Raw genomic sequence first — 21,287 nt, 5'->3', positions numbered from 1 at the left:
GATGTGAACAATTGATCGGGGCCACCAAATGAAACAGCCATTAGGCCTGATCCTCGCGGGCGGTTTGGCAACCCGGATGGGCGGTGGGGACAAGGGCCTGCTACAGCTCGGGACTAAAAGCCTATTGGCCCATGTCATTGATCGACTTAGACCCCAAGTGGACGGTCTAGCGCTGAACGCCAATGGCGATCCTGCGCGTTTTGCCGACTTGGATTTTCCGGTCCTTCCAGATTCGATAGACGGTTTTGCCGGCCCGTTGGCTGGGGTTTTGGCAGGTTTGGACTGGGCTGCCGAACTCGGGGCAGATCGCATCATCACCGCGGCTGCGGATACGCCGTTCTTCCCACGTGATCTGGTGGCTCGTCTGGTGCAGGCCTCTGAGGGCCAGGCGCATCCACTTGTACTCGCGACAACCCCCCGGACCGGGGAAGACATGTTGAAATCTGGCGGCAGGAAAAGGATAAATCGACACCCGACCTTTGGCCTCTGGCCGGTCGCCCTGCGCGATGATTTGCGCACAGTGCTGAATAACGGCCTGCGCAAAGTGGTGTTGTGGACCGACAAACATGACGGGCGCGAGGCCTTGTTTGAGGCCGAGCCCTTTGATCCCTTCTTCAACGTCAACACACCCGAAGACCTGAACCGGGCCAAAGAACTGCTGGAACACTCATGAGGCTGTACGGTGTCACCGGTTGGAAAAACGCTGGTAAAACCGGGTTGATGGAGCGACTGGTGAGCGAGATCACCGGGCGCGGCTTTACTGTTTCAACCGTCAAACACGCCCACCACAGCTTTGATGTCGATCAGCCAGGCCGCGACAGCCATCGCCACCGGGTGGCCGGTGCGCATGAGGTGTTATTGGCCTCGGGCCAGCGCGTTGCGCTGATGCAAGAGCTGCGGGGTGCACCAGAACCTACGCTGGAGTCGCTACTGGCCCGTCTCTCTCCTGTCGATCTGGTGTTGATCGAGGGGTACAAGCGCGCAGGTCACCCCAAGATCGAGGCGTTCCGCGCTGAACCCGGCAACACTCTGATCGCCACCGATGATGACACGATCCGTGCTGTTGCCAGCGACACACCGCTGGAGCTGGACCGCCCGGTTTTTGATCTGAACGCCACCGCCGAAATTGCGGATTTTATTTTGGACGAGGTCGGTTTGTGACGCTGTTTCATAGCTTTGTGATGGTGGATTGGTCCGGTGGAAATGATACCGGGCCACGCCCTCGCAAGGATGCGATCTGGGTTTGCGTTGCGCGTAGGGGTCAATCAGGTGACCCAGTGTATTTGCGCAACCGGAAGGTTGCTGAGGACTGGTTGAGCAGTTTTATCCGAAGTGAGCTTGCAACTGACCGACAGGTGCTTGTGGGATTTGACTTTCCATTCGGCTACCCGTCGGGCTTTGCAAAGGCGATTACCGGGACAGACAATCCACTTGTCCTGTGGGAGTGGTTGGAAGCACATATCAGCGACACCCCAGCGGCCAATAATCGCTTTGACCTAGCCGGTCAGATCAACAGGCAGTTTGGCGGCAAAGGCCCGTTCTGGATGAATGGCCTGCGTCGGGATATCGACGGGTTGCCGCGCACCAAAGCAGACTATCAGAACCCGTTTCCCGACCGTCGAAAGGTGGAAGGCCTGGCCAAGGGCAGCTTCACATGCTGGCAAATGGCGGGTGCAGGTGCGGTTGGCGGCCAGGTGATGATGGGTCTGCCGGTGTTGCACCGACTGCGGAGCCTGTTTCAGGGGCAAGTGTCGATCTGGCCATTCGAGCCACTTGATAAACCGGTCGCGTTCGTCGAAATCTGGCCATCGCTAAACCTTGGTGCTGCACCAGAAGGACGGATCAAGGATGCGTGGCAGGTCGAGCAGGTCGCCCTGGCACTGTCGCAATTGACAGATCAGGAATTGATGGGCCAATTGGATGTCTCAGCCGCAGAGGAAGGTTGGATTTTGGGCGTATCTCAGGACAAGTCGAACATTGTACCGCCGCCGTTGCGAAACGATTGTTTCGCGTTGCCCGCTGGCGTCTCCTGGACGCCGGTCGACGAGGCGCTGGCCCTATTGCAGGACAGATTGCGCCCGGTCACATCGTCTGAGCGTGTGTCGGTATCCAAAGCTATGGGGCGGGTTCTGACCGAGGATGTAATTGCGAACCGGTCGAACCCGCCGCAACCCAACACAGCCGTGGACGGCTATGGTTTTGCGGGGCCGATCCCTGAAGGCGTATGCGTCATGCCGTTGACCCATGGTCGCGCAGCGGCGGGTATCCCGTTTGCTGGTGAGGTCCCCGCAGGTAGTGCCCTGCGCGTGCTAACAGGGGCCGCGCTGCCTAAAGGTGTGGACACTGTAATTCTAGAAGAAGACGTGACAGTTCGGGACGACAAGATTGCGTTTCATGGCCCAATGAAACAAGGCGCCAACACAAGGCGCCCAGGCGAGGATGTGGTCGAAGGCGATGTGGCCCTTTGTGCCGGGCGTAAAGCCACACCTGCTGATCTGGCGTTGATGTCAGCGGTTGGAGTCTCTGAGGTGTTGGTGCGCCGCCCGTTGCGCGTGGCAATCCTGTCTACCGGAGATGAATTGGTGGAGCCGGGCGCCAGCGCTGGGCCGGGGCAGATTTTTGACGCCAACCGCCCGATGCTTTTGTCGCTGGTTGACCGGTTAGGGTTTATCCCGGTTGATATGGGACGTGTGTCGGATGACCGCGACAAGCTGCAGGCTCGCTTGGGTGAGGCAGCGGATCAGGCGGATGTCATTCTTACCAGCGGCGGGGCGTCCGCAGGGGATGAAGACCATGTGTCGGCTCTGTTACGGCAGGCCGGTGCCATGCAGGAATGGCGTATCGCGCTTAAGCCGGGACGCCCGCTGGCTCTGGGCATGTGGTCGGGGAAGCCGGTTTTCGGCCTGCCCGGCAATCCAGTGGCTGCACTGGTCTGCACGTTGATCTTTGCCCGCCCGGCGCTGGGCCTGATGTCGGGGCAGGGCTGGACAGAACCACAAGGGTTCGACGTTCCCGCGGCGTTTGAAAAACGCAAAAAGCCAGGGCGGCGGGAATACCTGCGCGCGCGCGTTCGCGAGGGTCAGGTCGAGGTTTTTCATTCGGAAGGGTCAGGCCGTATCAGCGGGCTCAGCTGGGCCGAAGGGTTGGTTGAAATAGAAGATGGCGAACGTCATATCAAACCCGGCGACCTAGTGCGCTTTATCCCATATGGAAGTTTTGGGTTGTGACAATTTCGATTTCGCGTGGATTTACTGCGGCTGAAAGACCGCAGGCCGCTGCCCTGTTCTGGCAGGCCTTCGCGGCCAAGCTGAGCCGGGTCATGGGGCCCGACGACAAAGGTTTGGCGTTTTTCGAAACCGTATTGAACCCGGACTTCGCACTTGTTGCCCGCGACTTGGATGGGCAGATGTTGGGGCTTGCAGGCTTCAAGACAAAAGAGGGCGGTCTTGCGGGGGGCAGCATGACCGATCTTGCCCGCGTTTACGGGTGGTTTGGTGCGATCTGGCGCGGCTTGATCCTGAGCGTTCTGGAACGTGACCTGCAACCCGGTGTGTTTCAGATGGACGGCATCTTCGTTGCAGCAGAGGCGCGCGGGCAAGGTGTGGGAACAGCGCTTCTGGCCGCCATCAAAGCCCAGGCGCGGCAGGCCGGAATGACCGAAGTGCAACTGGATGTGATCGATACCAACCCACGTGCCCGCGCTTTGTATGAACGACAAGGGTTCCAGGCCATGGGTCAGGAACAGACTGGCCCGTTCAAACACATATTCGGGTTCAACAGCGCCACTAAAATGTGCTGGGTGGTTGTCCCCGACTAGTCAAACGTGCCAGCCACGCGTCCAAGTAACATAAACGCACGCGCTGTTCTGGTTTCGCCCAATGCCGTCAGCTCGGCATCACTAGCGATCGAGTCGAACTCGACAATCATATTGTCGAAACGGCGCAGAAAATGATGCGCGGCATCTCGGAAGATCGGGTCCTGTTTCATCCGAGCCGCGGTCAGTGCCAAAGACGAACGATCCCGAATACCGCCCAACGCTGCGACCGTCTTTCCGCGTGCCCCTTGAGCAAACTGCCGCCAGACCTCAGGTCTCGCCATGTCGGGGCGCAGGTCGTCCATATAGATGCCTTCCTGGCTGAGCAGTGTCAGCACATCCTGCGAGGCTTGGACCAATTGCGCGGTCTTACGATCCTTCAGCGCGACCCTCAGCGCGTCGAACCCTTCGGTATCGTCCTGCGTTTCCGGAAAGTTCAGGGCCTTGACGAAAACATCTGTGGTCAGTGGCGGCGCGATTTCTTCTGCTGGGGTGCCAAGTTCCAGCGAGGTTTGATCGCCGGTGCCGGCCTGTTGCAATGCAACTCTCGCTGGCGCACTGCGTTTAGATGAGAAAGTCGCCAGCGCATCCTCGGTCTTCTTTGCGGTTTGAGCAATTTCGTCCAGCTTTTTGCTGACAGTCGGTTCATATGTGCTGGCGGCGCGCTGTTGTTGGATGACATAGGTATTGCGGATCGCATCAATCGCTGTTTGCAACCTGGCGCTTTCCTCGCGCATGATCCGACTGGCACGCATGGCCATGGCGGCAACCCAGATCATTGCCACAGGCATGAAGACTGCCAGAAAAGTCACAATCAGACCGCTGCCCTGTTCCTGACCCGGCATAATCAGAAAGACAACGGACACCACCAGCCAGATCAGGCTGAGTACCAATGCTGCAATTTCGATTCCGGTCACAGACGGCACGCGAGGGCGGTCGTAGATGCCAAGCGATGTTGGTCGTTCGGATTCCGGATCAGGTTTTGACCCTGACATGACGCGTGCTCCGGTCAGGCGTATGTGATGCTCAGAACTTCATAAGATCGGACGCCACCCGGCGTGCTGACCTCGACGCTGTCGCCTTCTTCCTTGCCGATCAAGGCGCGGGCGATGGGCGACTTAATGTTCAGCAGACCAGCTTCGATATTGGCCTCGTATTCGCCAACGATTTGCCAGGTCTTTTCCTCGTCGGTATCTTCGTCGACCAATGTGACCTTGGCACCAAACTTGATCGCACCGGACAGCTTGGCCGGATCGATCACATCGGCCAGCGACAGAATGCCTTCAAGCTCTTTGATACGGCCCTCGATGAATCCCTGCTTTTCGCGGGCCGAATGGTATTCGGCGTTTTCCTTCAGGTCCCCAAGTTCCCGAGCCGTCGCAATCGCCTCGATAATCGCCGGACGCTCGACGGATTTGAGATTTTTAAGCTCGGCTCCGAGCGCGGCATTGCCCGAAGGCGTCATTGGGATCTTTTCCATACTCTACTTGTCCACGCAAAAATTGAGTCGCCCCGCCGCACAAAAGCGTCGGGGCGAAGGATAGGTTGGCGAATACCTGACCCAAATGGCGTGTAAATTGCAAGAGGCCAAAGGCCGCGAGGCGCTGGATTCGCGACTTAGCGCCGTCTCGGAGGTGGCGGGGATCGCCTGTGGCGTTGCCCCAGAAGCTCACCCCGTCGCCACCGATGCGCGTCGGTTCCGAGCCACAACATCTCAATCATACTGAACGACTTCGAATTCTATGCCATTGTCATCGTCGAAGTAGAATCGCTTGCCTGGCTCGTAGTCGGCATGATTATGAGGGTCGAACCCGGCGTCCCGGACTTTGGCTTCGGTGGCGTCGATGTCCTCCACCAAAACGCCCACATGGTTCAGCCCGCCGACAACATCGTAGCTGCTTTCCCCTGCTGGCCTGGGATCGGAAGGGGCGTAAAGTGCCAGATAGGTGTGGGTGCTGCCAACATGCACCGTGTAGCCGCCCGCGATGGCCGCGCCTTCCCAGCGGGTTTTCCAGCCAAAGACTTTTTCCATCCATGCTGCAGATGCCTTTGGATCCCTTACAGTGAAGTTGGTGTGTTCAAGTGTCGCCGTCATAGTGTTTCCTTTTCAACTTTTGACTTGCTTCGACTCACCGTAATTTCTAAACCTAACTTTAGGTCAAGATATTTTTTGAGGATCTGATGGCTGTTTCTGAAGGCCTGGCAATCGGAGCATTGGCGCAGCGCACCGGGTTGGCGGTTTCTGCAATAAGGTACTACGAGACGCAGGGATTGATCTCGCCGTGGCGCAATGCCGGCGGGCAGCGGCGGTATCAGCGGGCGGACATTCGGCGCCTGAGCTTTGTCATGATCGCCCAGCAATTCGGGTTAACGCTGCCCGAGATCCGGGAGGTTCTTTCTGGCCTGCCGGGAAATAGAACCCCAACGCCAAAAGACTGGAAGGATATCAGTGTCAGCTTGCGTTCCCATCTGGATCAGCGAATCGACACCTTGATGCGATTGCGCGACAATTTGGATGGCTGCATTGGCTGTGGATGTCTGAGCCTGCCAAAATGCGCCCTCTACAATCCGGATGATCGGGCTAAGTTCCATGGAAGTGGTCCCAGATACCTGTTGGGGGACGCACCAGAGGCATAAACTGCCGCAATGCGACTTTGTTACGCCGTGTTTCGATTGACCAAGGTCTTTTCAAACAGGTAATCAGCCGTGAAACAAAATTGCGCAGACCATGCGGTGAGAGCGCCAATTCGGAAAGTTAGCTAAGGAGCCCGCGATGGCCGAGATTGAACGCGAAGCGATGGAATACGATGTGGTGATCGTGGGCGCAGGTCCTGCGGGCCTGTCGGCGGCCATCCGTCTGAAACAGTTGGATGCCGACCTGAACGTTGTTGTTCTTGAAAAAGGCTCAGAAGTGGGCGCGCATATCCTGTCGGGTGCGGTTCTCGATCCCTGCGGTCTGGATGCATTGACTCCCGACTGGAAGGAAAAAGGTGCGCCGTTGAACACGCCGGTGACCGAAGACAATTTCTATATGCTGGGTGAAGCGGGTAAGATCCGCATCCCCAACTTCCCGATGCCGCCGCTGATGAACAACCACGGCAACTACATCGTCTCGATGGGCAATGTCTGCCGCTGGATGGCCGAACAGGCCGAAGAGCTGGGTGTTGAGATTTTCCCGGGCATGGCCTGCTCGGAACTGGTTTACGGTGACAACGGCGAAGTAAAAGGCGTGGTTGCTGGTGTCTTTGGTCTGGAAGCCGACGGCTCCTACGGTCCCAACACCGAGCCGGGCATGGAACTGCACGGCAAGTACGTCTTCTTGTCCGAGGGTGTGCGCGGATCGCTGTCTAAGGAAGTGATTGCCAAATATGACCTGTCTGCCGGCAAAGAAGTGCAGAAATACGGCGTCGGCATGAAAGAGATCTGGGAGATTGACCCGGCCAAACACAAGGAAGGCTCGGTCACGCATACCATGGGCTGGCCTCTGGGCGGCAACGCAGGTGGTGGATCGTTCATTTACCATCTTGAAAACAATCAGGTCTATGTCGGGTTTGTGGTCCACCTGAACTACAAGAACCCGCACCTTTATCCCTACATGGAATTCCAGCGCTTTAAGCACCACCCGATGGTGGCTGAGCTGCTGAAAGGCGGCAAGCGTGTGGCTTACGGCGCGCGAGCGATCACCGAAGGTGGCTGGCAGTCGATGCCGAAACTGGTGGCACCTGGCGTGGCATTGCTGGGCTGTTCGGCGGGCATGGTCAATGTGCCGCGCATCAAGGGTAACCATAATGCGATGCTGTCAGGCAAGGCTGCGGCCGAGGCGGCATTCGATGCCATCAGGGCCGAGCGTTCGGGCGATGAGCTGACCGCCTATGAAACCGATGTGCGCGGTGGCGCCATCGGCAAAGACCTGAAGAAGGTGCGCAACGTCAAGCCGATGTGGTCGAAATGGGGCTTGTTCCCGTCTCTGGCACTGGGCGGTCTGGACATGTGGACAAACACGCTGGGCTTCTCGCTATTTGGCACCATGGGGCACGGTAAAAACGATGCTGAGGTCACGGAAGAAGCCAGCAAGCATCAGCCGATTGATTACCCGAAACCGGATGGCACACTGTCTTTTGATCGCCTGACCAACGTGTCCTTTGCGATGACGAACCATGAGGAAAGCCAGCCCTGCCATCTGCACCTGTCGGACCCGGAAATTCCGGTCAAGGTCAACATGCCCAAATTCGACGAACCGGCACAGCGGTATTGCCCGGCGGGGGTCTATGAAATGGTCCAGGACGAAGACGGGCCGCGATTCGTGATCAACTTCCAGAATTGCGTGCATTGCAAAACCTGTGACATCAAGGATCCCAGCCAGAATATCACATGGACCACGCCGCAAGGTGGGGATGGGCCAAACTACCCGAATATGTAAGCGAAAAAACGGGCACTTGCAGGGTCGTGAAGGCTCTGCCATTGCCTCTTCCTGACCAAAGCCCTAGCTTGACTGTAGTCTAATGACAACAAGGCAGGATTTTGGTGGTTTCCCTGGTTCGTCGCGCGGTGTTGGCCGTGCTGTTCTCTTCAACAGTCGCAATGCCGGTCTATGCAGATACGGGTTCCGGATCTTATCTGGCGGGTCGTCAGGCGATTTACGAGAATGATTATTCGGCTGCCGAACAATACTATGCTCAGGCGCTGAAATTCGATCCGCAGAATGAACTTTTGTTGGAAAGCGTTGTCGTTGCCCGTCTTGCGCTGGGCGAGATCGAGCGTGCCTTGCCGATTGCCGAGACTATCGAAGGTGCGAAGCTGCCAAGCCAAGCCGCACGTATGGTGATTGCGGCCAATCTGGTTGCAGATGGACAATTGGATGACCTGCTAGCCCGAGACCCCGAGACACAAGGGGTTGGCCCTTTGGTTGATGGGTTGATGACGGCTTGGGCCTATTTGGGTCAGGGTGAGATGACCAAGGCGATGGAACAGTTTGATGCTGTCTCGACGCAAGAAGGCCTGAAGGAGTTCGCCCTTTACCACAAGGCGATGGCACTGGCCTCAATTGGTGATTTTGAAGGATCCGAGGCGGTGTTCGGAGCCAATGATGGCGTCGTCGCACAATTTTCGCGCCGCGCTGCGTTGGCTCGTGCCGAAGTGTTGTCTCAGCTGGATCGCGATGAGGATGCGATCGAGTTCCTGAACAACGTATTTGCCGCAGGCAGTGACCCGTCGATCGAGAATTATCTGGCGCGGTTGGGCGCTGGAGAGACATTGCCGTTCACTCATGTCCGATCCGCGCAGGATGGCGTGGCCGAGATCTTCTTCTCGGTTGGCGCCGCGCTTAATTCTGAAGCGTCACCTGACTATGTATTGTTGTATGCACGGACAGCAAACTTCTTGCGTCCGAACCATGTCGACGCAATCTTGCTGAGTGCCGAGCTGTTGGATGAGCTGAGCCAATATGACCTGGCGGTTGAAGCCTATCGAACTGTGCCAACGGAGAGTAACGACTACCACGCCGCAGAGCTGGGTCGGGCCGAGGTTCTGGGTCGTTCTGGAAAGATGGATGCAGCGGTTGAAGTCCTTCAGAATCTGGCCGCGCAACAACCAGACCTACCGAGTGTTCACGTTGCACTGGCGGACTTGGAACGGCGGCAGGAAGACTATGCGGCTGCAGTTACCTCCTACGACCGCGCTATTGAGCTGACTGACAGCGCATCAGCAGGCAACTGGTTTTTGCACTATGCCCGGGGCATATCGCATGAGCGCCTTAAGAACTGGGATCAGGCCGAGACCGATTTCCGTCGCGCGTTGGAGCTGAACCCGGATCAGCCGCAAGTACTGAATTATCTGGGCTATTCCCTGGTAGAACGGCAAGAAAAGTTGGATGAGGCGTTAGACATGATTGAGCGCGCGGTCGCCGCACGTCCTGACAGCGGGTACATTGTTGACAGCCTCGGATGGGTTCTGTTCCGCCTTGGTCGCTATGACGAAGCCGTTGAACACATGGAGCGTGCAGTTGAGTTGATGCCGGTTGATCCAGTGGTCAACGATCATCTGGGCGATGTGTACTGGGCTGTCGGTCGGGGTCGCGAGGCCGAGTTTCAGTGGAAGCGCGCGCTCTCCTTCGTCGATCCCGAGGACACGGATGCTGAGGCTGACCCGGACCGTATCCGCCGTAAACTGGAAGTTGGGCTGGATGTGGTGCTGGCTGAAGAAGGCGCAGAACCTCTGAAGGTTGCAAATGGCAACTAAGGCCTTCGCGCCTGCAAAAGTTAACCTGACCCTGCATGTGACCGGCCAGCGAGACGATGGCTATCACCTTTTGGATTCTTTGGTTGTTTTTGCGGACGTTGGCGACGAACTAGAATTTATTCCGGGTCCAAACCTGTCATTGGACGTGACTGGCGAACATGCCAAAGGCGTTCCCACCGACAGTCGCAATCTGGTTTGGAAGGCGGCTGAGACGGTTGGTTGGACCGGGCGTGTTCATCTGAACAAGGTGCTGCCTCATGGCGGCGGCATCGGCGGTGGGTCTTCAGATGCGGCTGCAGTTTTGCGGATGGTTGCAGACCAGGGGAGCGAGGTGCCGCAACACCTACCCTTGTCTATTGGGGCGGATGTTCCTGTCTGCGTGAAGGCAGTGGCCGCTCGGATGGAAGGGATTGGCGACCGAGTCACTCCGTTAACCCTGCCTCGGTTCTATTCAGTGCTGGTCAATCCTGGCGTCGAAGTACCCACGGGCGCGGTATTCAGCGCGATGAAAACGCGCCGGAACTCGGCCATGCCTGACGAAATACCGGATTTCGAAGCATCTGATGCTTGTGCCGAGTGGCTGGGCGCGCAGCGGAACGATCTGCAAAGTTCTGCGGTGGAACTGGCCCCCAAGATAGGGCGAGTTTTGGAAGAATTGGGCGCAACCAGAGATGTGTTGCTGGTGCGTATGTCGGGATCAGGGTCGACGTGTTTCGCCCTTTATCCATCGATGAAGGCTGCCCATTTCGCAGCTTACGAGGTTGGCGCGGCGCATCCCGAGTGGTGGTGCCGCGCGACGCAGCTCAATTGAGGCGCGAGACGACGTAGTCGGCCAGCTCGCGCAGGAGGGTCCGAATCTCGTGATCAGGCAAGGCGTCCAACGCAGATTTGGCCTTGGCCGCCCAACCCAGGGCATCTGATCGGGTTGCTTCCAAGGTGCGGTATTGGTTCATCAACGCCATTGCATGGTCCAAATCACCATCCTGCTGGCGACCTTTCGCGATTGTGCGATCCCAGAAGGCGCGTTCGTCGGGCGTGGCCTGAGCCACGGCTTTGATCACCGGCAGGGTCAGTTTACGTTCGCGAAAATCGTCGCCGACGTTTTTCCCAGTCGCCTTGCTGTCGCCCTGATAGTCCAGCAGATCATCAGCAATCTGAAAGGCAATACCCAACGCATCGCCATAGTTGAACAGCGCTTGAACCTGCTGCTCCGATGCACCCGCGATCACGCCGCCCACTTCGGTTGCGGCTGAAAACAACGCTGCTGTCTTGCCGCGCACAACTTGCAGATACACACTCTCATCCGTGCTCAGGTCGGTGGCTGCGGTCATTTGCAGCACCTCGCCTTCGGCAATGGTGGCAGACGCATTGGCGAGGATGTCCAGAACGCGCAGGGAACCGGTTTCAACCATCAACTGGAAGCTGCGGGAAAACAGATAATCGCCCACCAACACGCTGGACTTGTTGTCCCACAGCAAGTTTGCCGTGGGTCGCCCGCGCCGTTGAGCGCTTTCGTCCACCACATCGTCATGCAGTAGGGTCGCGGTGTGAATGAACTCAACAGTTGCGGCAAGGCGCACGTGATGCTCGCCCGAATACCCAAACAGCCGGGCCGCAGCGAGGGTCAGCATCGGGCGCAGGCGCTTACCTCCGGCTTCGACCAGATGCGCTGTTACTTCGGGAATCCTTGGTGCATGCTCTGACGCCATGCGGGTACGGATCAGCGTGTTTACCGCCTCCATATCACCGCTCAGAATTTCGGCGAGCCGCTCATGCGGTTTCGAGATCGTGCTGACGTTCATCACACTCCTGATACAAGGCTCGACTTCTGCCTCGCCTTGCCCTTACATCCATCCCCATGAAAGAACTATTGCGCAGCACCGATCCGACAATCCTGGCTTTTGCATCCGCTCTTCTTGAAGGCGAGGATATAGACTGCTTTCAGATGGACGTAAATATGAGCATCCTCGAAGGAGGCATCGGAATCTTCCCGCGCCGCCTGATGGTGCGGACGGATGATTTAGCGCGGGCTGAACGTGTCATGCGCGACAATGAGATCCCGTTGGGGCGATGACCCGGTTCAAAGACAGTGATCTGACGTGCAACGCCTTTCTGGGCGGGCAGGTACAGCTGTTGCAGCCTTTGTCAGGGTACCGCGCCGGTGTTGATCCTGTTCTGTTGGCAGCATCAGTGCCTGCTCAACCCGGACAATCTGTACTAGAGCTTGGATGCGGGGCCGGAGCTGCCATTCTGTGTCTTGCTGCGCGTATCCCGGAATTGCAGTTGGCAGGCGTTGAAGTGCAGTCACCCTATGCCGATCTGGCCCGTCGAAATGCCGATCAGAACCGGGTTCAGCTGGACGTTGTCGAGGCTGATTTGAACCTATTGCCGGTGAGCTTGCGTAGCCGGATGTTTGACCACGTGATTGCAAACCCCCCTTACTATCGCCCGGACGCACATAGCCCAGCGTCAGACACAGGCAGGAGTATTGCACTGGGTGAAAAGACACCGCTGGAAGATTGGGTTGCCGTCGCCGCCAAACGACTCACTCCAAAGGGCTATTTGCATATGGTTCAAAAAGCGGAACGGCTGCCGGATATTCTGTCAGCCTGCGCAAACAGGTTGGGGTCTGTCGAGGTTTTACCGCTTTGCGCGCGCATCGGCCGCGACGCCGAGCTGGTTATCGTGCGCGCCCGCAAAGGTGGTGGCGCAGCATTTCGGCTGCATGCTCCGCTGATTCTGCATGCGGGTGACCGTCATACAAAAGATGGCGACAGCTACACGCCCGAAGTTTCAGCGATACTGCGTGCGGGCGCGGCGCTGTCCGGGTTTTCGGTTCAATAAGCAATGACCAGCCGATTTTGTCGGATTTATTACAGATTCTGTGCGTCTGCGGCGTGACAGGCCGGATTTGATGTGGTCAACTTCTTACGTATCACTCAGACACGTGAAGAAGGAGGATCGCCATGAGCGTGAGCGCACATCTGACGGAACTGAAGAAGAAGCACGAAACTCTCGGTCTCGAAGTAGAACAAGCCCAACGCTCGCCAGGTATCGATGATCTCCATGTCGCCCAGCTCAAGAAACAAAAGCTAAAACTGAAAGAAGAGATCGAACGCCTGTCCGCTTAGGGTCGCAGGCTGGCGCGTGCCGCAATCACGGCACCACCAGTGATCAACAAAGCCGCGATCGCCAATCCCCAGGACGGGGCGGCGATCCCGGCCACCACCAATACCAGCGTAGACAAAAGTGGTGCCGCATATGAGGCGGTTCCAAGTATTTGGATGTCGCCTTGCTTGACCCCGATATCCCAGACATAAAACGCCAGTCCAACAGGGCCCAGACCCAGCGCAAGCACAGAAATCCAACTGATTGTGTTGGTGGGCCAAACGGTTTCCTCCACTGCCAGATGCAGCACTGCAGATGCTATTGCCGCTGCGATACAAAAAACGGCAACAGAACTTGTGGGTGTATCACCCAGACGACGGGACAGAACTGAATAGCCAGACCATGTCAGAGCGCACAGCAATGCCAAAGCATAGCCGGGAAGGTGTTGGGCTTGAAAGCCAGTGCTTCCACCCCCTGTAATGATGACTGCAGCTCCAACAAAGCCGAGGCCTGCACCGATTAGATGGCCAAGTCGAAGATGCTCGCCAGGCAACAGGCCGGAAAACAAAACAATCAGCAACGGCCAGAGATATGCGATCAGTCCGGCTTCGGCCGCCGGGGCCATGCGCAGCGCAGAAAAATACAGGGCGTGATAGCCAAACAGTCCTAAAGCCCCGAACAGGTAGGTTGTCCAGCGCACCTGCCTTAACTGGCTGAAACCACCCGAGAACCAGGCCCATATCAGGCCAAGCGTTCCGCCAATTGAAAAGCAGATTGTGTTCAGCAACAACGGCGGCGTAGGTGCCGACCCAACGGTGAACAAAGCTAACAATGCCCAAAGCAAAACAGCACCAAAGCCGATAAATGTTGCGCGCATTTTAGTCACGGCCCGGGCACCTTCTCTATCGGGATGATTTTGAACTCATCGGATATATGGGCGGTCTTTTCAATTTCGGATAAGAACCAGTCCCGAAATGCTGCAATCTGAGGCCGCTGTTCCGCGCCGGGCAGGCACAAAAAACGGAACCGACCTTTTGTTTCAATTGCGAGTTTAAATGGTGCGACTAACCGCCCTTCGGAAAGATCTTTCAATATCATAGCGCGTCGGCCCAAAGCGACGCCGACCCCTGCAACAGCCGCATCGATCGCATGATCCGCATTCGAGAAATGGGCGCCATGAATTGGAACAAATTCCACTTCGGCTGCCCGGAACCACGCGGGCCAATCGCAGGGAGGTTTCAGGAAGCTGATCGATTCATCATGAATCAAAGGTGCATTCTTTAGGCTTTCTGGTGTTGCGAATTGATCGGCCAGCTCGGGCGTCATAACGGGTGTTAGCCATTCCTTTCTAACTGGCACCGAATAAAGGCCGTCATCCTGCCCATAGCCAAATCGAATGGCGACATCCACATCGTCCCGTTCCAGATCCATATTGCGCAATGTTGCCGAAAACTTCAGATCGATTTCCGGATGCGCACGCGCAAATTCATATAGGCGTGGCGCAAGCCATTTGGCTGTCAATGCCGGGCCCGCTGTAACCGTCAGGCTGCTGTCATCCTCTTGCCGCCTTACCGTACGCCATGCCGCCTGCAGCGTCGCAAACCCTTCGGCGGCACCTGGGGCCAGCGCTTGACCTGCTTCGGTCAGTTCAACAGCGCGATTGAGGCGGCGGAACAGGGGGCGGCCTAAGTGTTCCTCAAGGGACTTTATCTGGAACGAAAGGGCGGCCGGCGTGACGTGCAGTTCAGCTGCTGCTTTTGCAAATGACATGTGACGCGCTGCGGCGTCAAAGGCGCGCAATGCGGTCAGAGGGGGAAGGTAGTCGCTCATTTATAGTCAAGTATTTCTTAACTGAATGTTCGAAAAAGCTCGTTTGTCGCGTCTGATTTAGAGGCGCATATTCAGAGTAAGTCAAATGAAACTGATCTGAAAGGAACTTTGCTATGATCGAGGTCACCACCAGCCCCGCAGCGGCCCGCGCCTTTCAGCGCGCTCATCTTGAACGGTCCAAAGCGATCGCCAGGGCTTTGAACTGGTTGTTTGGTTCCCGCTGAACGCAGCGCGCGCGTTCTTACGGGATACAAGAAGGGCCGGTCCAAAAGGACCGGCCCAATTCATTGCACGTCTAGGATTTATGCGAAGAACTGTGCGCCGTTGGCAGAAATGGTCGAGCCATTGATGAATTGTGAATCATCAGATGCCAGGAACGCGACGCAGCGCGCGATTTCTTCTGGCTCACCCAAACGTCCCGCTGGGATTTGGCCAATGATGGCTTCGCGTACTTTCTCGGGTACGGCCATGACCATTTCAGTAGCGATATAGCCTGGGCAGATCGCGTTGGCGGTGATACCGGCGCGCGCTCCTTCCTGCGCCAGCGACTTGACGATACCCAGATCGCCCGCTTTGGTCGCCGCATAGTTCGCCTGAGCAAACTGGCCCTTTTGCCCGTTGATCGAGCTGATGACGATCACACGACCGAATTTCCGCTCACGCATGCCGGGCCAGATCGGGTGCACTGTATTGAAGACGCCGGTCAGATTGGTGTCGATCACCTGATGCCACTGCTCGGGCGTCATTTTGTGGAACGGGGCATCGCGGGTGATGCCAGCGTTTGCGACAACGATATCAATCGGGCCAACTTCGGCCTCGACTTTTTCGATACCTGCCTTCGATTCATCATAGTCAGCGACATTCCATTTGTATGTGGCGATGCCGGTTTCTTCTGTAAACTTCGCCGCGGCTTCGTCATTCCCCGCATAGGTGGCTGCAACATTGCATCCCTCGGCCTTGAGCGCCTTAGAAATTGCTGCGCCGATGCCGCGAGAGCCGCCGGTGACGAGTGCTGTACGTGCCATTTAGGAATCCTCCAAATTTAGTCGCCTTGGTAATGCTGTTACTCTGAGAGAGAGTTGTGCGCAATATTGTTTCGTCAAGATTGTTTGCTTTCTGTTCGTCAATATTGTCGCACGCAAGTGATAGAATTGAATTGTAACAAAAAAGGGCGCCGACGGGGCGCCCTTTTCTGTGTTTTTGTCAGCGCAATCAGTCACGCTCCACGCATAGGGCGACGCCCATTCCGCCACCGATGCACAGGGTCGCCAGACCCTTTTTCGCATCGCGGCGTTTCATTTCGAACAGCAGTGTGTTCAGGACACGGCAACCGGATGCACCGATTGGGTGTCCGATGGCGATGGCGCCGCCGTTGACGTTCACGATTGATGGATCCCAACCCATGTCCTTGTTCACGGCGCAGGCCTGCGCTGCGAAGGCTTCATTGGCTTCGACGAGATCCAGATCTTCTACGGACCAGCCTGCTTTTTCCAACGCCTTGCGTGACGCGAAGATCGGGCCAACGCCCATGATCGACGGGTCCAACCCAACAGTGGCGTAGGATGCGATGCGGGCCAAAGGCTCAATCCCGCGCTTTTCGGCGTTCTCGGCCGACATAAGCAAGGTTGCCGCGGCGCCGTCATTCAGACCGGATGCGTTGGCGGCTGTTACCGAACCTTCCTTGGCGAAGGCTGGGCGCAGCTTTGCCATGGCCTCCATGGTTGCGCCGTGGCGGATGTATTCATCCTTGTCCATCACAATGTCGCCTTTGCGGGTCTTGATGATGAACGGCACGATTTCGTCGGCGAATTTGCCAGCCTTCTGCGCGGCTTCGGCTTTGTTCTGAGACGCAACAGCAAATTCGTCCTGTGTGTCGCGGTTGATCTGCCATTTCTCGGCGACATTCTCGGCGGTCTGACCCATGTGATAGCCATTGAAGGCATCCCAGAGACCGTCACGGATCATCGTATCAATGTATTTCATATCACCCATCTTGTGACCGGCGCGCAGCGCGGCGGCATGGGGTGACAGTGTCATGTTCTCTTGTCCACCGGCGGCCACGATATCGGCATCGCCCAATTGGATATGCTGTGCGCCCAACGCGACAGCGCGCAGGCCCGAGCCACAGACTTGGTTGATGCCCCATGCGGCGCTTTCCTGGGGAAGCCCGGCATTGATATGCGCCTGACGTGCGGGGTTTTGGCCCTGAGCGGCGGTCAGCACCTGACCCATAATGGTTTCGCTTACTTCGCCCTTGTCGATCCCGGCGCGTTCGACGACTGCCTCCAGGACGGTAGCGCCCAGATCATGTGCAGGGGTGTTCGCAAACGAACCGCTAAAGCTGCCGACACCTGTGCGTGCGGCGGATGCGATTACTACGTTGGTCATAAGTCAGTCCTTTACCGTCATGGTCTTTCGGGAAATCTGACGGCGCGGGTGGCAGAGAAGCTCTCTCCCGGTATCAGAGCGCCTCGTGATCCCCCGCTCCAGCACTCTCTGCCATAGCGCAATGCTGCACACGCAGCAACGGACAGCTTGTCTCAGCGGCCGAGGGGGCGAATTATTGCGATAGCGGCGTTCGGTTAAGTCCCTGTTTTCGAGTGTGGTTCCTGTTTCCAGGGCGGTGCGACCGATGGTGCGCCAAACAAGAAGCCCTGCAGGCAATCCACGCCGCTGGCGATAAGGAACGCTGCATCTTGCTGGGTTTCGACCGATTCGGCCGTTACCAGAATTTCGAATTCCCGCGCCACCGCTATCAAAGCACGCACCAGTGCCTGATTGTCGGGGTTCTCGCTGATCCCCCGAATGAATTGCCCGTCTACTTTGGCGGCATCAAACAGAAACTCGCGAAAATGGCGAAAACTGAAGTTGCTTGCACCAAAATCATCTAGCGCGAAGGCAATGCCGCGTTCCTGCAGGCGATCCATGAAATCTACGACAAGCTCGGGGACTTGCATTGCAGAGCTTTCCGAGATCTCAAGGATCAAACGCTCGCCCACGCTTGCGTCCCTTTTTAGAAACCTGCCCAACACGCCGGACCAGCGGGCGTAACCAATCGACCGGGCCGACATGTTTATGGACAATCGGATGGAAGGGTTTCGAACGAGTGTACGCAAACCCATTTCCAGCGCGACGCAATCCAGTTCCCGACCGATCGGTGTGTTTTCGACCTGAGGCATGAAATCCCGGGCCGGAATGACACGACCGGTTTCGTCGAGGACGCGAATGAAACCTTCATAAAAGGCAACGCCATGTGGGGCGTGCGCTTGCATGACAGGTTGAAACGCCAGTTTGCATTGCTTGTGTTTTACTGCGTCTGTTGCCATCTGAACGACCGAGCGGTCCCGGGTCGAGACTGCAGCGTTCAACGGGTTTTCCGACCCTTCGGGAAGATCTGCAAGCTTCTTGTCCCGCATGAGCAACGGTTCCCTGTGTGATGCCGAACATGGGTTCGGTCACAGTCTCACGGCAAACAGGTGAATCTGCAGTTAAGGGATCTCAGAAAATATGAGGGGTCAGCGTGCGGATTGTCCGGCTTGTACCAGTGTCGCTGCGGCGCCGAAGATAGCCCCCACCGCGCCCAGAACCATCATTGCAAAGCCCAATGCGATCAAAGCTGTCACAGCGGTGCCGATTGCTGCGAACATCGCCAGAACCAGACCCAACAGCCCGATAACAGTTGATACGGTTGTTACGCGGGTCATTCTGGCCTCCGGACACTCATACTCCACACATGACGACCGATATGGTGCATCAGGGCCGGATTACAAGGCTTACTGACCTTGCTCGCGAAGTCGTCAGGCGCGTTTTGCCCGGATATTGGGCGGATTTTTGTCAAATTGCTCGAATCCGGGCGTTCCGCGATCACTCGGGTGTCTGTCGAGATGCTTTTTCTTGATCTGCTCCGAGCTGTCCCGGCTGCCATCGTGGCTGTAACCTGGCGGGGCAAAGCAATAGGCAAGTCTTTGGCGCACAGTCAGACCCGGCTGAGTCGCGTCGCGCCAGATGCCCACCCATTCGTGAAAGGCGATGCGCAACGGGTTGAACGTGCCTATGTTGTGAACCAGCCCATAGTCGACGCGGTCATCTTCCTGCTCGGGCACGAAAGTGCCAAAAATCTTGTCCCAGATGATGAAGACGCCGGCATAGTTGCAATCGAGATAGCGCGCATTACGGCCGTGGTGCGCGCGATGATGACTGGGAGTGTTCATCACAGCTTCAAACCAGCGAGGCATTTTGCCGATGGCTTCGGTGTGAATCCAGAACTGGTAGATCAGGTTCAGACCGCCGCAGAACAAGACCAAAGCCGGGTGGAATCCCAGCAGGATCAGCGGTGCCCGTACAACCATCATGAACGTAAAGGTATAGGTCCAGGTCTGACGCAGCGCCGTGGTCAGGTTGTAGTGCTGCGAGCTGTGGTGGTTCACATGGCTGGCCCAGACCCAGCGGATACGGTGGCCGAACCGATGCACCCAGTAGTATCGCAGATCATCCAGCACAAAGCACAGGATGATGATCGGAATCGAGGTGCCAAGGTTCAGCGGCGTGATTTGCCACATCCACATAAAGAACGCATAGGCAATGAAACCAAGCACAAATCCTGAGGCAATGTTACCCGCGCCCATGATCAGAGAGGTCACCGCATCGCGGGTCTCGTACCTCCCACCACGGCCCTTTGTGGTGATCCACAGGAACTCGGCCAAGATCGCGGCGATAAAAAAAGGGACGGCCCATTGAACGGCGTCGGGAAAGCTTACGTGATCGGTCATGAAGGCTCCATCAGGTGCTGCCAGTGACGGCGCTCAATTTCGTCGAGGTGAACAACGACACCGGGCGAGCTAAAGTCGCGAAACTGAAATTCGAACCCGTTCGGATGCTCGATCCAGTCAAAATCCAACAGATGCCGGCCCACAGTATCTGCGCCGAGGGACCATAACAGGCCGGTGCCGGTCTCAGTTCGAACTAAGGCGGCATGGCCATCGTGCGAGACCGTGACATCAATCACCACATCGTCCGGAAAATGGCGCCGCCAATCCATCCGGGCGGTCTCTTGCGTCAAAACGCGCAGGCTCGATCGTCCGGTCAGGTGCAATAGGAGAGTGATACCGGCAATCCCACCGACCACTAAAATCAATAGAATTTCAAGCGGCATGCCGTCCTCCCCGGCGACAGAGTGCAAAGCGGGCAGGGGGCTGTCAAAGGTGGCGTGGCGTCAGCCTCGTTCCAGTCTTTCCAAAATTTCGTGCTGAACCACTCGGAGCACAAATGGAACAAGGCCCTCAGGGCCTGACGCACGATCCTTAAGGTGGATGCAGATATCCGGCCGGCGCGAGGCGATAATGCCAATCATCTCGCCGCGTACGACATCATCCAAGCCTGCACCCATGATGGCGCAAGTAATCCGGGGTTCGGTGTCCAGTTGATGCCGAACCTCGGCCTGATCGTGCGCGCCCAGCCATTGGATCGGCAGGTGATCCAGTTGCAGTGCCACGTCACCGATCACGTTTGGCAAACGCCCGATCAGCAGAACCACAGGTTTCATCACGGTCTCCTTTTTCGGGTTACATACAAACAAAAACCGGCCCGTTTTGGGCCGGGTCCAGTCTAGCATATTTTGACTAAGGTGTTTTCGACCGAGTTCGAAATGGTCGTAGACACGGCTTTAGCCTGTCATTCTCCCTCTGAAGGCGTCGCAGAGATTGGCGTGATTTCGCAAGAATTTAGCTATTTGCCTCGACCAGGGTGGAAATGATTGCCTTTGCGCTGTCAGAATTCCATTCGGCATCACCAATCAGACGAGCGATTTCATTGCCTTCAGGATCAATAATTACAGTGATCGGCAAACCAATAACGCCCATCTCGCGCGCAACCGCTTGTTTCGGGTCTTGGTGCCGAGGTAGATTATCAATGCCGTTTTCATCAAAGAATTTCTTGATGCCTGCCGGAGAGTTACGGCCAGTCGCCAAGGTCAGAACCTCGAATTTGTCGCCCCCAAATTCGTCCTGCAGTTCAGCGATCTGAGGCATCTCTTTGCGACAGGGGGCACACCAGGTGGCCCAGAAGTTCAACAGCACATACTTGCCTTTGTAGTCGGCCAGTGACGCTGTGCCGCCGTCGTCTTCCAGTTCAAACTCAACCGCTTCGACGGGCTTCGGCTCTTTGTGAAGGATCAGGCGCTTCAGGCTGCCATCGCGCAGCGGCGCCAGTGTCTCGGCATCGGTTGCCAAAGCCGCGTTTGCACCTAGCGCAAGGGCCATATAAAGGGGGATCAGACGAAATAGGCGCATATCAACTCCGG

At 57.0% G+C, this 21,287-nt stretch carries 25 protein-coding genes; 11 read left to right on the top strand and 14 right to left on the bottom strand.

Going from position 1 to position 21,287, the window contains the following annotated elements:
• Window positions 1-28: 28 nt before the first annotated feature.
• From mobA to ACR0BU_RS15085, 4 genes are read left to right on the top strand one after another with little or no spacing between them, the layout of a single operon-like run.
• Entirely contained in the window at window positions 29-673 is a 645-nt protein-coding gene (mobA, locus tag ACR0BU_RS15100; RefSeq protein WP_480736497.1) for a molybdenum cofactor guanylyltransferase MobA, read from the top strand.
• Window positions 670-1,161, top strand: coding sequence for a molybdopterin-guanine dinucleotide biosynthesis protein B (gene mobB, locus ACR0BU_RS15095; RefSeq protein ID WP_480736496.1), 492 nt, complete (start codon window positions 670-672; stop codon window positions 1,159-1,161). Before mobA ends, mobB begins: the two co-directional genes overlap by 4 nt.
• Window positions 1,158-3,227, top strand: coding sequence for a molybdopterin-binding protein (locus tag ACR0BU_RS15090; RefSeq protein ID WP_480736494.1), 2,070 nt, complete (start codon window positions 1,158-1,160; stop codon window positions 3,225-3,227). Before mobB ends, ACR0BU_RS15090 begins: the two co-directional genes overlap by 4 nt.
• Window positions 3,224-3,817: a GNAT family N-acetyltransferase gene (locus ACR0BU_RS15085; protein ID WP_480736492.1), complete on the top strand. Its 594-nt coding sequence runs from the start codon at window positions 3,224-3,226 to the stop codon at window positions 3,815-3,817. Before ACR0BU_RS15090 ends, ACR0BU_RS15085 begins: the two co-directional genes overlap by 4 nt.
• Here the strand turns inward: ACR0BU_RS15085 and ACR0BU_RS15080 are convergent.
• The 3 genes from ACR0BU_RS15080 to ACR0BU_RS15070 all read right to left on the bottom strand — a co-directional run bounded on the left by ACR0BU_RS15080 (window position 3,814) and on the right by ACR0BU_RS15070 (window position 5,909).
• Window positions 3,814-4,809, bottom strand: coding sequence for a hypothetical protein (locus ACR0BU_RS15080; RefSeq protein WP_480736490.1), 996 nt, complete (start codon window positions 4,807-4,809; stop codon window positions 3,814-3,816). The genes ACR0BU_RS15085 and ACR0BU_RS15080 overlap by 4 nt on opposite strands.
• Before the next feature lie 14 nt (window positions 4,810-4,823).
• Window positions 4,824-5,294: a transcription elongation factor GreA gene (gene greA / locus ACR0BU_RS15075; RefSeq protein WP_298935365.1), complete on the bottom strand. Its 471-nt coding sequence runs from the start codon at window positions 5,292-5,294 to the stop codon at window positions 4,824-4,826.
• A gap of 234 nt (window positions 5,295-5,528) precedes the next feature.
• A complete protein-coding gene (locus ACR0BU_RS15070; RefSeq protein ID WP_480736489.1) occupies window positions 5,529-5,909 on the bottom strand; it encodes a VOC family protein in 381 nt (126 codons plus the stop codon).
• An 86-nt stretch (window positions 5,910-5,995) separates the two neighbouring features.
• Here ACR0BU_RS15070 and soxR point away from each other — a divergent pair, with 86 nt between their 5' ends.
• The 4 genes from soxR (at window position 5,996) to ACR0BU_RS15050 (ending at window position 10,862) form a co-directional block, all read left to right on the top strand.
• Window positions 5,996-6,451: a redox-sensitive transcriptional activator SoxR gene (gene soxR, locus ACR0BU_RS15065; protein ID WP_480736487.1), complete on the top strand. Its 456-nt coding sequence runs from the start codon at window positions 5,996-5,998 to the stop codon at window positions 6,449-6,451.
• 136 nt (window positions 6,452-6,587) lie between these two features.
• The gene (locus ACR0BU_RS15060; RefSeq protein WP_480736485.1) at window positions 6,588-8,234 is read left to right on the top strand and encodes an electron transfer flavoprotein-ubiquinone oxidoreductase; all 1,647 of its coding nucleotides are present in this window, start codon (window positions 6,588-6,590) and stop codon (window positions 8,232-8,234) included.
• Window positions 8,235-8,338: 104 nt separating this feature from the next.
• Window positions 8,339-10,051 carry a tetratricopeptide repeat protein gene (locus ACR0BU_RS15055; RefSeq protein ID WP_480736483.1) on the top strand — a complete coding sequence of 571 codons (1,713 nt, stop codon included), beginning with the start codon at window positions 8,339-8,341 and terminating at the stop codon, window positions 10,049-10,051.
• The gene (locus tag ACR0BU_RS15050) at window positions 10,041-10,862 is read left to right on the top strand and encodes a 4-(cytidine 5'-diphospho)-2-C-methyl-D-erythritol kinase (protein WP_480736481.1); all 822 of its coding nucleotides are present in this window, start codon (window positions 10,041-10,043) and stop codon (window positions 10,860-10,862) included. Before ACR0BU_RS15055 ends, ACR0BU_RS15050 begins: the two co-directional genes overlap by 11 nt.
• On the opposite strand, the gene ACR0BU_RS15045 is transcribed toward ACR0BU_RS15050, so the two are convergent.
• Entirely contained in the window at window positions 10,855-11,853 is a 999-nt protein-coding gene (locus ACR0BU_RS15045; protein WP_300068657.1) for a polyprenyl synthetase family protein, read from the bottom strand. The genes ACR0BU_RS15050 and ACR0BU_RS15045 overlap by 8 nt on opposite strands.
• 56 nt (window positions 11,854-11,909) lie before the next feature.
• Here ACR0BU_RS15045 and ACR0BU_RS15040 point away from each other — a divergent pair, with 56 nt between their 5' ends.
• The 3 genes from ACR0BU_RS15040 to ACR0BU_RS15030 all read left to right on the top strand — a co-directional run bounded on the left by ACR0BU_RS15040 (window position 11,910) and on the right by ACR0BU_RS15030 (window position 13,182).
• Window positions 11,910-12,125 (top strand): putative signal transducing protein, encoded by a 216-nt coding sequence (locus tag ACR0BU_RS15040; protein ID WP_298935357.1) that lies wholly within the window; start codon window positions 11,910-11,912, stop codon window positions 12,123-12,125.
• Window positions 12,122-12,895 (top strand): tRNA1(Val) (adenine(37)-N6)-methyltransferase, encoded by a 774-nt coding sequence (locus ACR0BU_RS15035; RefSeq protein ID WP_480736479.1) that lies wholly within the window; start codon window positions 12,122-12,124, stop codon window positions 12,893-12,895. Before ACR0BU_RS15040 ends, ACR0BU_RS15035 begins: the two co-directional genes overlap by 4 nt.
• Before the next feature lie 122 nt (window positions 12,896-13,017).
• Window positions 13,018-13,182: a YdcH family protein gene (locus ACR0BU_RS15030; protein ID WP_298935355.1), complete on the top strand. Its 165-nt coding sequence runs from the start codon at window positions 13,018-13,020 to the stop codon at window positions 13,180-13,182.
• Here ACR0BU_RS15030 and yddG read toward each other — a convergent pair.
• The 10 genes from yddG to ACR0BU_RS14980 form a co-directional block, all read right to left on the bottom strand.
• A complete protein-coding gene (yddG, locus tag ACR0BU_RS15025; protein ID WP_480736478.1) occupies window positions 13,179-14,045 on the bottom strand; it encodes an aromatic amino acid exporter YddG in 867 nt (288 codons plus the stop codon). The genes ACR0BU_RS15030 and yddG overlap by 4 nt on opposite strands.
• On the bottom strand, window positions 14,042-14,989 hold the full coding sequence (locus ACR0BU_RS15020; protein WP_480736477.1) for a transcriptional regulator GcvA: 948 nt from the start codon (window positions 14,987-14,989) through the stop codon (window positions 14,042-14,044). Before ACR0BU_RS15020 ends, yddG begins: the two co-directional genes overlap by 4 nt.
• Window positions 14,990-15,291: 302 nt before the next feature.
• Window positions 15,292-16,014 carry an acetoacetyl-CoA reductase gene (phbB, locus tag ACR0BU_RS15015; RefSeq protein WP_299080663.1) on the bottom strand — a complete coding sequence of 241 codons (723 nt, stop codon included), beginning with the start codon at window positions 16,012-16,014 and terminating at the stop codon, window positions 15,292-15,294.
• A gap of 187 nt (window positions 16,015-16,201) precedes the next feature.
• A complete protein-coding gene (locus ACR0BU_RS15010; RefSeq protein WP_299080665.1) occupies window positions 16,202-17,377 on the bottom strand; it encodes an acetyl-CoA C-acetyltransferase in 1,176 nt (391 codons plus the stop codon).
• A 194-nt stretch (window positions 17,378-17,571) separates the two neighbouring features.
• Window positions 17,572-18,405 carry an EAL domain-containing protein gene (locus ACR0BU_RS15005; RefSeq protein WP_480736476.1) on the bottom strand — a complete coding sequence of 278 codons (834 nt, stop codon included), beginning with the start codon at window positions 18,403-18,405 and terminating at the stop codon, window positions 17,572-17,574.
• 99 nt (window positions 18,406-18,504) lie between these two features.
• Window positions 18,505-18,693 carry a hypothetical protein gene (locus ACR0BU_RS15000; protein WP_299080670.1) on the bottom strand — a complete coding sequence of 63 codons (189 nt, stop codon included), beginning with the start codon at window positions 18,691-18,693 and terminating at the stop codon, window positions 18,505-18,507.
• A gap of 93 nt (window positions 18,694-18,786) precedes the next feature.
• Window positions 18,787-19,758, bottom strand: coding sequence for a sterol desaturase family protein (locus tag ACR0BU_RS14995; protein WP_480736474.1), 972 nt, complete (start codon window positions 19,756-19,758; stop codon window positions 18,787-18,789).
• Window positions 19,755-20,141, bottom strand: a complete 387-nt coding sequence (locus ACR0BU_RS14990; RefSeq protein WP_298935347.1) for a hypothetical protein — start codon at window positions 20,139-20,141, stop codon at window positions 19,755-19,757. Before ACR0BU_RS14990 ends, ACR0BU_RS14995 begins: the two co-directional genes overlap by 4 nt.
• A gap of 60 nt (window positions 20,142-20,201) precedes the next feature.
• A complete protein-coding gene (locus tag ACR0BU_RS14985) occupies window positions 20,202-20,531 on the bottom strand; it encodes a hypothetical protein (RefSeq protein WP_298935346.1) in 330 nt (109 codons plus the stop codon).
• A 178-nt stretch (window positions 20,532-20,709) separates the two neighbouring features.
• Entirely contained in the window at window positions 20,710-21,276 is a 567-nt protein-coding gene (locus ACR0BU_RS14980; RefSeq protein WP_298935345.1) for a TlpA disulfide reductase family protein, read from the bottom strand.
• Window positions 21,277-21,287: the final 11 nt, after the last annotated feature.

This window comes from Ruegeria sp. CK2 (genome assembly GCF_056536585.1).
The sequence above is the reverse complement of the archived record's forward strand: the minus strand, read 5'-3'. Positions and strand labels throughout refer to the sequence as shown.

Coding starts and splice junctions, on each gene's coding strand:
- soxR (WP_480736487.1), top strand. CDS start 5,996: ATGGCTGTTTCTGAAGGCCTGGCAATCGGAGCATTGGCGCAGCGCACC.
- ACR0BU_RS15005 (WP_480736476.1), bottom strand. CDS start 18,405: ATGCGGGACAAGAAGCTTGCAGATCTTCCCGAAGGGTCGGAAAACCCG.
- ACR0BU_RS15070 (WP_480736489.1), bottom strand. CDS start 5,909: ATGACGGCGACACTTGAACACACCAACTTCACTGTAAGGGATCCAAAG.
- ACR0BU_RS15020 (WP_480736477.1), bottom strand. CDS start 14,989: ATGAGCGACTACCTTCCCCCTCTGACCGCATTGCGCGCCTTTGACGCC.
- ACR0BU_RS15060 (WP_480736485.1), top strand. CDS start 6,588: ATGGCCGAGATTGAACGCGAAGCGATGGAATACGATGTGGTGATCGTG.
- ACR0BU_RS15000 (WP_299080670.1), bottom strand. CDS start 18,693: ATGACCCGCGTAACAACCGTATCAACTGTTATCGGGCTGTTGGGTCTG.
- ACR0BU_RS15035 (WP_480736479.1), top strand. CDS start 12,122: ATGACCCGGTTCAAAGACAGTGATCTGACGTGCAACGCCTTTCTGGGC.
- ACR0BU_RS14985 (WP_298935346.1), bottom strand. CDS start 20,531: ATGAAACCTGTGGTTCTGCTGATCGGGCGTTTGCCAAACGTGATCGGT.
- phbB (WP_299080663.1), bottom strand. CDS start 16,014: ATGGCACGTACAGCACTCGTCACCGGCGGCTCTCGCGGCATCGGCGCA.
- mobA (WP_480736497.1), top strand. CDS start 29: ATGAAACAGCCATTAGGCCTGATCCTCGCGGGCGGTTTGGCAACCCGG.
- greA (WP_298935365.1), bottom strand. CDS start 5,294: ATGGAAAAGATCCCAATGACGCCTTCGGGCAATGCCGCGCTCGGAGCC.
- ACR0BU_RS14990 (WP_298935347.1), bottom strand. CDS start 20,141: ATGCCGCTTGAAATTCTATTGATTTTAGTGGTCGGTGGGATTGCCGGT.
- ACR0BU_RS14980 (WP_298935345.1), bottom strand. CDS start 21,276: ATGCGCCTATTTCGTCTGATCCCCCTTTATATGGCCCTTGCGCTAGGT.
- ACR0BU_RS15030 (WP_298935355.1), top strand. CDS start 13,018: ATGAGCGTGAGCGCACATCTGACGGAACTGAAGAAGAAGCACGAAACT.
- ACR0BU_RS15050 (WP_480736481.1), top strand. CDS start 10,041: ATGGCAACTAAGGCCTTCGCGCCTGCAAAAGTTAACCTGACCCTGCAT.
- ACR0BU_RS15040 (WP_298935357.1), top strand. CDS start 11,910: ATGAAAGAACTATTGCGCAGCACCGATCCGACAATCCTGGCTTTTGCA.
- ACR0BU_RS14995 (WP_480736474.1), bottom strand. CDS start 19,758: ATGACCGATCACGTAAGCTTTCCCGACGCCGTTCAATGGGCCGTCCCT.
- ACR0BU_RS15080 (WP_480736490.1), bottom strand. CDS start 4,809: ATGTCAGGGTCAAAACCTGATCCGGAATCCGAACGACCAACATCGCTT.
- ACR0BU_RS15010 (WP_299080665.1), bottom strand. CDS start 17,377: ATGACCAACGTAGTAATCGCATCCGCCGCACGCACAGGTGTCGGCAGC.
- ACR0BU_RS15045 (WP_300068657.1), bottom strand. CDS start 11,853: ATGAACGTCAGCACGATCTCGAAACCGCATGAGCGGCTCGCCGAAATT.
- mobB (WP_480736496.1), top strand. CDS start 670: ATGAGGCTGTACGGTGTCACCGGTTGGAAAAACGCTGGTAAAACCGGG.